The organism is Sphingomonas sp. (genome assembly GCF_051962185.1).
GTDB lineage: Bacteria > Pseudomonadota > Alphaproteobacteria > Sphingomonadales > Sphingomonadaceae > Sphingomonas.
Map to the genome: position 1 here is coordinate 1 of NZ_JBQCCN010000130.1, position 11,084 is coordinate 11,084.

At 67.7% G+C, this 11,084-nt stretch carries 13 protein-coding genes; 7 read left to right on the forward strand and 6 right to left on the reverse strand.

Going from position 1 to position 11,084, the window contains the following annotated elements; translation table 11 throughout:
- The first annotated feature begins 101 nt into the window (after positions 1 to 101).
- The gene (locus tag ACTHJR_RS07430) at positions 102 to 329 is read left to right on the forward strand and encodes a hypothetical protein (protein ID WP_440522487.1); all 228 of its coding nucleotides are present in this window, start codon (positions 102 to 104) and stop codon (positions 327 to 329) included.
- Here ACTHJR_RS07430 and ACTHJR_RS07435 read toward each other — a convergent pair.
- Complete coding sequence (locus ACTHJR_RS07435; RefSeq protein ID WP_440522488.1) at positions 326 to 817, reverse strand: CAP family protein; 492 nt, start codon at positions 815 to 817, stop codon at positions 326 to 328. The genes ACTHJR_RS07430 and ACTHJR_RS07435 overlap by 4 nt on opposite strands.
- A gap of 82 nt (positions 818 to 899) precedes the next feature.
- The gene (locus tag ACTHJR_RS07440; RefSeq protein ID WP_440522489.1) at positions 900 to 1,460 is read right to left on the reverse strand and encodes a CAP domain-containing protein; all 561 of its coding nucleotides are present in this window, start codon (positions 1,458 to 1,460) and stop codon (positions 900 to 902) included.
- 14 nt (positions 1,461 to 1,474) lie between these two features.
- On the opposite strand from ACTHJR_RS07440, the gene hemW reads away from it, so the two are divergent.
- The gene (gene hemW, locus ACTHJR_RS07445; RefSeq protein ID WP_440522490.1) at positions 1,475 to 2,641 is read left to right on the forward strand and encodes a radical SAM family heme chaperone HemW; all 1,167 of its coding nucleotides are present in this window, start codon (positions 1,475 to 1,477) and stop codon (positions 2,639 to 2,641) included.
- A 154-nt stretch (positions 2,642 to 2,795) separates the two neighbouring features.
- Here hemW and ACTHJR_RS07450 read toward each other — a convergent pair whose 3' ends face one another.
- Positions 2,796 to 3,989, reverse strand: coding sequence for a penicillin-binding protein activator (locus tag ACTHJR_RS07450; protein ID WP_440522491.1), 1,194 nt, complete (start codon positions 3,987 to 3,989; stop codon positions 2,796 to 2,798).
- A gap of 12 nt (positions 3,990 to 4,001) precedes the next feature.
- Between ACTHJR_RS07450 and rsmI the strand changes: the two genes are divergently transcribed.
- The 4 genes from rsmI to ACTHJR_RS07470 all read left to right on the forward strand — a co-directional run bounded on the left by rsmI (position 4,002) and on the right by ACTHJR_RS07470 (position 7,080).
- On the forward strand, positions 4,002 to 4,835 hold the full coding sequence (gene rsmI, locus ACTHJR_RS07455; RefSeq protein WP_440522492.1) for a 16S rRNA (cytidine(1402)-2'-O)-methyltransferase: 834 nt from the start codon (positions 4,002 to 4,004) through the stop codon (positions 4,833 to 4,835).
- A gap of 51 nt (positions 4,836 to 4,886) precedes the next feature.
- Positions 4,887 to 5,291: a YraN family protein gene (locus ACTHJR_RS07460; RefSeq protein ID WP_440522493.1), complete on the forward strand. Its 405-nt coding sequence runs from the start codon at positions 4,887 to 4,889 to the stop codon at positions 5,289 to 5,291.
- 118 nt (positions 5,292 to 5,409) lie between these two features.
- Positions 5,410 to 6,366 (forward strand): glutathione synthase, encoded by a 957-nt coding sequence (gshB, locus tag ACTHJR_RS07465; RefSeq protein WP_440522494.1) that lies wholly within the window; start codon positions 5,410 to 5,412, stop codon positions 6,364 to 6,366.
- A gap of 114 nt (positions 6,367 to 6,480) precedes the next feature.
- Positions 6,481 to 7,080 (forward strand): DedA family protein, encoded by a 600-nt coding sequence (locus tag ACTHJR_RS07470; protein WP_440522495.1) that lies wholly within the window; start codon positions 6,481 to 6,483, stop codon positions 7,078 to 7,080.
- Between the two features lie 271 nt (positions 7,081 to 7,351).
- Here the strand turns inward: ACTHJR_RS07470 and ACTHJR_RS07475 are convergent, their stop codons facing one another.
- From ACTHJR_RS07475 to ACTHJR_RS07485, 3 genes are all read right to left on the reverse strand, one after another.
- Positions 7,352 to 8,236 (reverse strand): tyrosine recombinase XerC, encoded by an 885-nt coding sequence (locus tag ACTHJR_RS07475; protein ID WP_440522496.1) that lies wholly within the window; start codon positions 8,234 to 8,236, stop codon positions 7,352 to 7,354.
- Entirely contained in the window at positions 8,233 to 8,676 is a 444-nt protein-coding gene (locus ACTHJR_RS07480; RefSeq protein ID WP_440522497.1) for a hypothetical protein, read from the reverse strand. Before ACTHJR_RS07480 ends, ACTHJR_RS07475 begins: the two co-directional genes overlap by 4 nt.
- Positions 8,677 to 8,771: 95 nt before the next feature.
- Complete coding sequence (locus tag ACTHJR_RS07485; protein WP_440522498.1) at positions 8,772 to 8,930, reverse strand: hypothetical protein; 159 nt, start codon at positions 8,928 to 8,930, stop codon at positions 8,772 to 8,774.
- Between the two features lie 161 nt (positions 8,931 to 9,091).
- Between ACTHJR_RS07485 and ACTHJR_RS07490 the strand changes: the two genes are divergently transcribed.
- On the forward strand, positions 9,092 to 11,084 hold a 1,993-nt coding region (locus ACTHJR_RS07490; protein ID WP_440522499.1), incomplete at its 3' end, for a primosomal protein N'.

An 11,084-nucleotide genomic window follows, 5' to 3' on the forward strand; every position in this document is an offset into this window, starting at 1 on the left:
TTCGGCGAGATGGCGCATGACGAGAAGACGCCCCTCACCCATCGCGCTGCGGCGTTCCGGCAGTTGGTCGACGCGGTGTTGTGATGGCTAGCGGCGTGAGATTGGCCCGCGCCGAGGTCAAAGATACGATTGGCCGCTTTCTCGACGGAACTGGCGCGCCATGGGATTGGGACGATTTTGTGTCGTTCACGATCGACGACGCATTTCTCGACGCGATCCGCGTGCTCTGCCTCAGCCTTCCTGAAGGCTTTCCTGCAGTTGCAGGCTCGGCACACTATTGCAACGAGCGCGGGTTGGCGCTGCTACGCGCGATTTCCGAAGCGCTCTAGCGTGGGCTCTCGCCCATGAAATTGCCCGGCTCGGAATAGCGGCACACCAGATAATCGTCGTCGCCGTTGCTGGCGAGCGCGCAGCCGACGCGCTTGGTCGAGTGCCAGATGATCTGGGTGTAATGCCCGACATCGTCCCAATTCCCGGTGGTCGAGAGGTTGGGCATGACGCCGTCGCGGTAGAATTTCTTTTCGTCGACCCACATGCCGACCATCTGCTGATAGCTATAGGCATCCTGGGTACCCATGAAGAGGTTTTCGCCCTCTCCCTCGGGGTCGCTGCCGCGATCGTCGTCGGAGTGGTAGAAGCTGCTCGTCGCGGCGAGGTGATTGGCCCATTCCTGCGCGTCGGCGGCGAGATTGTCGTCCCAGATCATGTCGGGCACGCCGGCCACGCGGCGCGCGGCGTTCTGGCCGTCGAGCATCGCGCGGACGAATGCGGGGCCGCCGGGCCGCGGCATCGGCGCGTTGGCGGTCAGAGGCAGCAACGCTAGCGCAGCAAGGACACGACAGCGGATCACGCTGCCGCTGTTCGCGCGCGCGGCGTTAACGAAGCTTCGGGCGAAAGGCTTAAAGCGCCTTCAACCCAATCACGTTGCCGGGCGGCGCGTAGCGGCAGACGAGATAATCGTCGCGATCGTTGCTCGCGACCGCGCAGCCGACCCGCGTCGTCGTACGCCAGACGATCTGGGTGTAATGCGCCACCGCCTCGCCATTGCCGGTGGTACTGAAATCCGGCGCGGGCCGGTTCACGAACCATTTCCGCTCGTCGATCCAATATTGGATCATCTCGGCATAGGAATAAGCGTCGCGCGTGCCGGTGAAGAGATTCTCGCCCTCGCGTCCGGGGCCCATCGGTTGCGGCGCGTGCTCGAAACGTCGCGTGCGGGCAAGGTCGCGAGCATAGCCCAGCGCATGCGCCGCCAGCCCGTCGTCCCACACCAGCGACGCCACCCCGACCGCGTGGCGCGCGTCGTTGTGGCGGGTGAGCTTGAGTTGGCGACGCAGCGCCGCGCCGCGCGGGGCCGGCGCCGCGTCGGCGCGCGGCTCGACCACGCGCTCGGGCGCGCTTGTACCGCCGCAGGCCGCCAGCGTCGTCGCCATCAGAGCGATCCCGGCTTTCCTGATCATGCGCTCGTCTCCATATGACCGCCCAGATGACCGAACCCCTCGCCTTATACGTCCATTGGCCGTTCTGCGTTTCGAAATGTCCCTATTGCGACTTCAACAGTCATGTCCGCGACAGCGTCGACCAAATGGCGTGGCGCGACGCCTTGCTGAACGATCTGGCGCACGAGGCAAGCGTGCTGCCGGGACGACGGCTGGGCTCGATCTTCTTCGGCGGCGGCACGCCGTCGCTGATGCCGCCGGCGACGGTGGCGGCACTGCTTGATGCCGCCGAGCGCGCCTGGGGATTCGCCGCCGGCATCGAGATCACGCTGGAAACCAATCCCTCGTCGGTCGAAGCCGCGCGGTTCGCCGATCTCGCCGCCGCCGGGGTCAATCGCGTCAGCCTGGGGCTGCAAGCTCTCGATGACCGGACCCTGGCGTTTCTCGGCCGCGCGCATGACGTGACCGAGGGGCTGGCCGCGCTCGACACCGCGCAGACCGTGTTCGAGCGAGTCAGTTTCGACCTGATCTACGCGCGGCCCGACCAGGGGCTGGCCGACTGGCACGCCGAACTCGCCCGCGCCTTGTCGTTCGGCACCGAGCATCTCTCGCTCTATCAGCTGACGATCGAGCCGGGCACACGCTTCCAGACCGAGGCCGCCGCGGGCCGGCTGGTGCTGCCCGATGCCGATCGCGCCGCGGATCTGTTCGAGCTGACCCGCGCGCTGACCGCGAGCGCCGGCCTGCCCGCGTACGAAATTTCCAACCACGCCCGGCCGGGTGCGGAGAGCCGCCACAACCTGACCTATTGGCGCTATCAGGACTATGCCGGGATCGGCCCGGGCGCGCACGGTCGCCGGATTGGTGTCGCGACGCAGCGCCGGCGCAAGCCGGAAAACTGGATGGACGCCGTCGCGCGCAACGGCCACGGCATTGAACAGGAAGACGCGCTCGCCCCGCAGGAGCGCGCGATCGAAGCGATGCTGATGGGGCTGCGGCTGGCCGAAGGGCTCGACCTGGCGCGCATCGCGACATTGGGCGACCGCCCGATCGGCGAGCTTGCCGATCTGCGGGCGATCGGGCGATTGATCGAGCAGGGATTGCTCACGCGCGACGGCGAGCGCCTCCGCGCGACCGAGGCGGGGATGCCGGTGCTGAATGCTATTCTAGGGGAGATTGTCCGGGTGCCCGCGACCGCATGAATCCTCCCCACGCGCAGCGTGGGGAGGGGAACCGCCCGGCGAAGCCGATGGGTGGAGGGGCCGCAGCCGCGAAGCGGCGAGGACGGGGCATTCCCCTCCACCGGCTTCACCGCGGTCCCCTCCCCATCCGCGATGGGGAGGATTTGACAGGCGCTCAGAACCCCGTCGGCGCCGGCGAGATCACCACGGTCGTCCCGCCGCGAATCTCCTGCACTTCGAGCGCGCGTTCGGCGATGCCGTCGCGGCCGAAACGGAAGGCGCCGTCGATACCCGAGAAACCGCCCTTGTCGCGCAGGCGATCCTCGGGAAACGGCGCGCCGATTCGCCAGTCGCGTGCGATGCGGATGGTCAGCAACACCGCGTCATAGCCCATGCTCGACAGGCGATAGGGCGCGGTGCCGAACCGGGCGCGGTATTTGACTGCATATTGGCGATAAAGATTGTCAGGAACGCTGGCGAACCAGGCGCCGTTGAGCGAGGGCTTGGCGGCGACCGACGCTTCCGCGTTCCAACGCTCCGTGCCCAGCACACGCGCGCCGGTTTCGCCGTTCTTGCGCATCAACGGCACGACACCGGCGGCGGCGGCGCCATCGTCGACGATCAGGATCGCCCCCATCGGACCCGCCTTGCCCAGCCGCGCCGCCGCAGCGGCTGCCGACGCGGCGCTATGCTCGTAATTCTGGAGCGAGATGACCTGACCCTTGGCCGCCTCCACCGCCCGCAAGAACGCGGTCGAGGAGCGTTGGCCATAGATGCCGTTGGCGACCAGGCCGCCATACGTGGTGATCCCCTGATCGGCGGCATAATCGACCACGCGTTCGATCGACTGGCCGGGCGAATAGCCCATCAGATACGCGCCCGATCCGGCCAGGCTCGAATCGTTCGAGAAGCTGATCACCGGCACGCCAGCGCGCCGGGCGATCGGCGCGACGATGCGCACGTCCTCGGCCAATAGCGGCCCCAGGATCACCCGCGCGCCATCGTCGATCGCGCGCTGCGCGGCGGCGGCCGCACCGGTCGCCGTGTCATAGGTGGTGATGCGCAGCGAGCTGTTGTTGGTATCGAGCAACGCCAGCTGAGTCGCATTGGCGATGCTCTTGCCGACGCCGGCATTGGTGCCAGTCAGCGGCACCAGCAGCGCGACCATGTGATGCTCGTTGTCGGTCGGCAGGCCGGGCATCACCACGGGGGGACGCGGCGGCGGCGCGACGACCGCGGGACCGGTCTCGACCGGCGGCCCGGTGCGGGGCACGACGCTCGAGCAGGCGCTGAGCACCAGCAGCCCAAACAGGAAAACCGCCCGCTTCAGCTGCGTCAATCGTTGCGGTCGGGTTGCTGGGTCTGCCATGACGTTCCCCTGATGTCTGATGTTCTTATGCCTGGTCTCTACATCGTCGCCACCCCGATCGGCAATCTCGGTGACCTGTCGCCGCGCGCCGCCGAGGTGCTGGCGAACGCGGCGCTAGTCGCGGTCGAAGACACGCGCGTGACGGCGGGCTTGTTCCGTCACATCGGCACCAAGCGGCCGATGATCGCCTATCACGACCATAATGCCGACCGGGTGCGACCCGGACTGGTCGAACGGATGGGACGCGAAGCGGTTGCGTTGGTCAGCGACGCGGGGACGCCGCTGATTTCCGACCCGGGCTACAAACTGGTCCGCGACGCGCGCGCGGCGGGGCATCTGGTGGTGACGATTCCAGGCCCTTGCGCGGCGATCGCGGCGCTGACGCTGGCCGGGCTGCCGACCGATCGTTTCCTGTTCCTGGGCTTCCTGCCGGCCAAGGCCGGCGCCAAGGCGGAGGCGATCGCCGAAGTGGCGAGCGTGCGCGCGACGCTGGTGCTGTACGAATCGGGGCCGCGGCTGGCGGCAACGCTCTCGGCGCTGGCCAAGGAGCTGGGCGACCGCGAGGCGGCGGTGACGCGCGAAATCACCAAGAAGTTCGAGGAAGCGGTGACGGGCACGCTGACCGTGCTCGCCGATCGCTATGCCGACTCCCCGCCCAGGGGCGAGATCGTCGTGGTGGTGGCGCCGCCCGGCGAGGCGCCGCCGGCGAATATCGAAGATGCGGATGCCGCACTGGCGGAAGCGCTGACCAGGTTGCCGGCGAGCAAGGCCGCAGCCGAGGTCGCGAAAAAATTCAATCTCGACCGGCGCGAGCTCTACGCGCGGGCGATGGAGCTGAAGGACTGAAAACTCCCCGCCCGCTTGCGGGAGGGGCTGGGGGGAGGGCTTGTTGCCGGAATGCCTAGGAATAACACGCCCTCCCCTAACCCCTCCCGCAAGCGGGACGGGAATCGAGACAGACGCGCCGCCGAAGCATCCGGCCGTCGCGGCGAGCGGATCGCGGCGTGGTGGTTGCGGCTCAAGGGCTGGCGCATCCTCGACAAGCGCGTGCGCACGCCGGCGGGCGAAGTCGACATCGTCGCGCGCAAGGGCAATCTGATCGCCTTCGTCGAGGTCAAGAGCCGCGCCACCGCCGCCGAACTCGATTTCGCGATCGACGAACGCCGCCTTTCCCGGGTAGCGGCGGCGGCCGAAGTGCTGATGCCGCGTTATGCCGGGCCGGGCGACGATATCCGCGTCGACGTGATCCTGCTGGCGCCGGGCACCAGGCCTCGCCATATCGAGAATGCGTGGATCGGGTGACATAGCCGGATAACACGCCTACACATCAACCGTCATGCCGGCGAAAGCCGGCATCTCAGGCGGTAAAATCCCACGAGACCCCAGCTTTCGCTGGGGTGACGAGCAGGAAAGAGATCGCATGCCCTTGACCGTCGCCGTCCAGATGGACCCCATGGAGTCGATCAACATCGCCGGCGATTCGAGTTTCGCGCTGATGCTGACGGCGCAGGCGCGCGGGCATCGCTTGTTCCACTACACCGCCGATGCGCTCAATTATCGCGACGGCCATGTCTGGGCGAAGGCGCATCCGGTCATCGTCGAGCGCGTCGTCGGCAAGCATTACAGTTTCGGCGAGCCGGTCAGGCTCGACCTGGGCGATGACACCGACGTCGTGCTGATGCGGCAGGATCCGCCGTTCGACCTCGGCTACATCACCGCGACGCATCTGCTCGAGCGGATCGCCGACCGGACGCTGGTGGTCAACGATCCCGCCAGCGTGCGCAACGCGCCCGAAAAGGTGTTCGTGCTCGATTATGCGCGGTTCATGCCGCCGACGCTGGTCACCCGCAGCCTGGAAGAAGCGCGCACTTTTCTGCACGAGCACGGCGCGATCGTGGTCAAGCCGATCCACGGCAATGGCGGCAAGGCGGTGTTCAAGGTCGATCGCGAGGGCACCAATCTGTCGGCGCTGATCGAGGTGTTCAACCAGACCTGGCGCGAGCCGCACATGCTCCAGGCGTTCCTGCCCGGCGTGGCGAGCGGCGACAAGCGCATCGTGCTGGTCGACGGCGAGATCGCCGGCGCGATCAACCGCTTGCCCGGCGAAGGCGAATTCCGCTCGAACCTCGCGGTCGGCGGATCGGCGGCGAAGACCGAACTGACCGCGAAAGAGCGTGAGATCTGCGCGGCGCTGGCGCCCGAGCTCAAGCGGCGCGGGCTATTGTTCGTCGGGATCGATGTGATCGGCGGCGAATGGCTGACCGAGATCAACGTCACTTCCCCCACAGGGATCGTCGCGATCGAGCGGTTCGACGGCGTCGACGTCTCGGCGATGATCTGGGACGCGATCGAGAAGAAGGTTGCCGGGCATGCCTAAATCTCCCCTCCCGCTTGCGGGAGGAGTCGGGGGAGGGCCTGTTTCTTTCTTCGACCAACCAAATCATCCCAACACGCCCTCCCCTAGCCCCTCCCATGAATGGGAGGGGAACAGGTGACCGAATGGTTCCTCCACGGCCTCGAGCAATGGGGCTATGCGGCGATTTTCCTGTGGATGGCGCTGGAGAACATCATCCCGCCGATCCCGTCCGAGGTCATCATGGGCTTCGCGGGGATCGCGGTCGCGCATGGCAAGCTCAGCTTCGCCGGGGTGATGATCGCGGGGACGCTGGGCTCCACCGCGGGCAATTATTTCTGGTACTGGATCGGCCGCAACGTCCCGCTGCAGAAGCTGAAACCGTTCGTCGACCGCAACGGGCGCTGGCTGACGGTCAATTGGTCCGACGTCGAGAAGATCGACAATTTCTTCTTCCGGCACGGCCAATGGCTGGTGTTCGCGCTGCGTTTCGCGCCGTTCGGGCGATCGATCGTGTCGCTGCCCGCCGGCATCTCGAACATGCCGCGCTGGAAGTTCATCGTCTGGACCTTGGCCGGCACGACGATCTGGAACGCGTTCCTGACCGGCGCCGGCTGGTATCTCGGCGCCAATTTCCGCGAGGCGGAAGGCTGGACCGGGCCGGCCGCCGTGACGATCTGCGCGGCGATCGCGGCGTGGTATGTGTGGCGTGTGGCGACGTGGAAGCCGCGGGCTTAGGTCTCCATCGTCATCCCCACGAAAACGGGACCCGTCTCCGGAACGAGCGGGCACATCACCGCGATTGTGCTCGCCGCAACCGCGACCCCAATCCAACCGTCATCCCGGCCTTGTGCCGGGATCCGCCGGGCGACTTGATCATGGGCAAGAGGCTCGAGGGCTCCCCGTGCGGTTCGGCGGACCCGGCACAAGGCTGGGGTGACGACGGTTATTAGGCTGGTTCGGTAGCCTTCGGCCAATCCTGCGCGCCGTATGCGCTGGTCATCGCCGACTAAGCCCGCGGATGCGCGTTGCGGTACACATCGAGCAGATGCGCGGCGTCGACCGCCGTGTAGATCTGGGTCGAGCTCAGGCTGGCATGGCCGAGCAATTCCTGGAGCTGGCGCAGATCGGCGCCGCGCCCCAACAAATGCGTCGCGAAACTGTGCCGCAGCGCGTGCGGCGTAGTACGTTCGGCGAGGCCGAGCCGCGTGCGTGCCGCCTGCACCGATTTCCGGACCACCCCCGCCGACAACGGCCCGCCTTTTGCTCCGCGGAACAGTGGCTCGCGTCGCTCGACCGGCCAGGGCGACGCGGCGGCATAGGCCTCGATCGCGTCGCGTACCTGCGGCAACAACGGCACGATCCGCGTCTTGTCGCGCTTGCCGGTCACCGCCATCGCCTCACCCAGCGGCAGCACCGCGCCGGTCAGCCCGACCGCCTCGCCGATGCGCAGCCCCGCGCCGTAGAGCAGCAGCAATACCGCCCAGTCGCGCGCGGCGATCCACGGCTCGGCGGCATCCTCGGCGACTTCTTCGGCCAGCGCGACCGCGTCGGCCGGGGAGATCGGGCGCGGCACGCCTTTCTTGACGCGCGGTCCGCGCATCCGTGGCGGAGCCTCGTCGCCGGCCGCCCATTTGAGGAAGGTTCGCACCGCCGACAGTTCGCGCGCGGCCGAGGCATTGCCCAATCCCTGCCCGCGCCGGTGCGCGAGATATGCACGCAAATCCGCAGCCGAGACGCGGCCGAGCGCGGCGCGATCGATCTCCTCGCCCCAATGACCGCCAAGGAACTGGATCAGCCGCACCGCCGTCGCTTCATAGGCACGCACGGTATGCGCCGAGCGCCGCCGGTCGCGCGCCAGATGGCGGCCGAAATCGAGCGGCAGCGCGGTCATGGCCGGCGCGGCCGTTGCTTGGCCGAGATCGACTTGATGATCAGGCGCCCTTCCCCGGCGGGATCGATCGGCAGCGCGACGCTGGCGGCGGCCGCATCGATCAGCGCGGCGACCGCCGGGCTGTCCATCCGGTCGCCGATCAGCTTGACGTGGCGAACGGTACCGCCCTCGCCTTCGAGCAATCCTTCGGGATCGGGCAAGGTCGGCCCGTTCGATAGGAACAAACTGACCCAGCGCGGATAACCGGCGACCGAGCAGACGGTCGAGCGCATCTTCTCGCTGGCGCCGAAGGCGATCGCGAGCGCGTTGTAATTGTCGTAGACCAGCACGGTCGCGCCGGGCAGGCGCGCCGCCACCATCGCCACGGCGCGGCGGATCGTCGCCGCGATCTCCGGCGTGTATTTGTCGATGAAGCCGTCGAGCTGTTCCTGCGGGGTCACGCCCGCAGTCTAGCGCGACGCGGGGTCGGCACTCAATCGCCGCCTTGCATTGGTGCGGCCGGGCAATCGCTCGCGCGCCGCCCGGCCGGGATGCGTCATTCGACCTCGGCGCCTTGTTCGTCGGCGTCGGCATCCTCGTCAGCGTCTTCCGCGTCGTCTTCGGCGCTGTCCTCGACAGCAATATCTTCCTGCTCGTCCTCGGGCTGGGTGGCCGGATTCAGCTCGGCTCCGGGCGCTTCGTCGATGTCGGACATCAGGGGTCTCCACAAAGGGATTCGGCCGCGGACTTGCGGCCGAGCCGACGCTGGCACGGCAATGCGTCAGCGCCGTTGCACTCGGGCGCAGCCCGACCGATTGCCGCCTCGATCCAGCGCGAGGTTTCGCGACGGCGCGGCAATCGCCATATGGGGCGCGCATGTCCCGCGCTCGCGTCCTCGTCATGAACTCCGCGCTCGGCCCGCTCGACTATCGCGTGCCCTATGGCATGACGGTCGAGCCGGGGTCGCTCGTCGTGGCGCCGCTCGGCCCGCGCCAGTTGCTCGGCGTGGTGTGGGAGCCTGAGCGGATGCCGTCGGACGCGGAAGTCGGCGACAATCGCCTGCGCAATCTGATCGACGTGCTGCCGGTGCCGCCGCTGACCAATGCGATGCGGCGGCTGATCGAATGGACGGCGGATTATTACCTCGCGTCCCCCGTCTCGGTCGCGCGCATGGCCTTGCCGTCGTCATCGGCGCTCGAGGGTGCACGCACCGTCACGGAATATCGTGCGACCGGGCATGTCCCCGACCGGCTGACGCCGCAGCGCGCGCAGGCTCTCGAGCGGATCGGGGACCGCCAGGGACTGGTCCGCGAACTGGCGACGATCGCCGATGTGTCCGACGGTGTCATCCGCGGGCTGGTCAAGGTGGGAGCGATCGAGGCGGTCGAGGTCGATATCGACAGTCCTTACCCGCTGCCCGATCCCGATCATGCCGTGCCGTTGCTGTCCGACGAGCAACAGGTCGCGGCCGATGCGCTGATCGCCGATGTCGCGGCGCATGGCTTCAAGCCGACCTTGCTCGACGGGGTCACCGGTTCGGGCAAGACCGAAGTCTATTTCGAGGCGATCGCCGCCGCGATCCGCGCGGGACGGCAGACATTGGTGCTGCTCCCCGAGATCGCGCTGACCGAGCCGTTCCTGCAGCGTTTCACCGCGCGCTTCGGCTGCGAGCCGGTGGCTTGGCATTCGGGGCTGCGCCAGTCGCAGCGCCGCCGTGCCTGGCGCGCGGTCGCGACCGGGCAGGCATTGGTGACGGTCGGCGCGCGGTCGGCGCTGTTCCTGCCTTATGCCAATCTCGGCCTGATCGTCGTCGACGAAGCGCACGAGACCAGCTTCAAGCAGGAAGAAGGCGTGCATTACCATGCGCGCGACGTCGCGGTGATGCGCGGCAAGTTCGAGCACATTCCGGTCGTGCTCGCCACCGCCACCCCGGCGATCGAGACGCGCCAGCAGGTCGAGATCGGCAATTACGCCGAAGTGAAGCTGCCTGGTCGCTACGGCGCGGCGGAAATGCCGGCGATCGAGGCGATCGACCTGTTGCAGAACCCGCCCGAGCGCGGCCGCTGGATCGCGCCGCCGCTGGTCAACGCGATCGACGAGACGTTGGCGCGCGGCGAACAGGCGTTGATGTTCCTCAACCGTCGCGGCTACGCGCCGCTGACCTTGTGCCGGACATGCGGGCATCGCTTCCAATGCCCCAATTGCACGGCCTGGATGGTCGAGCACCGGCTGGTCCGGCGGCTGAGCTGCCACCATTGCGGCCATGTCATGCCGACCCCGCACGCATGCCCCGAATGCAAGGAAGAGGATTCGCTGGTCGCCTGCGGGCCCGGGGTCGAACGTATCGCGGACGAAGTGGCGGCCTTGTGGCCGGAAGCGCGCACCGCGATCGTCACCAGCGACACGATCTGGTCGCCGGCCAAGGCGGCCGAATTCGTCAACCGGATGGAAGCCGGCGAGATCGACATCGTGATCGGCACGCAGCTGGTCACCAAGGGTTATCATTTCCCCAATCTGACCCTGGTCGGGGTGATCGATGCCGATCTTGGACTAGGCGGCGGCGATTTGCGGGCGGCCGAGCGCACGTTCCAACAGATCATGCAGGTCGCCGGGCGCGCCGGACGCGGCGAGAAACGCGGCCACGTCTTCATCCAGACGCATGATCCCAAGGCGCCGGTGATGGAAGCCCTGGTGTCGGGCGACGCCGACGCCTTCACGGCCGCCGAGACCGAAGCGCGGCGCGAGGCGGGCGCGCCGCCGTTCGGCCGCTACGCCGCGATCGTGGTGAGTTCGGAGGATCAATCGGCCGCGCACGACATCGCCAAGCTGGTCGGACGCACTGCTCCTCGGGTCGAAGGAATGGACGTCT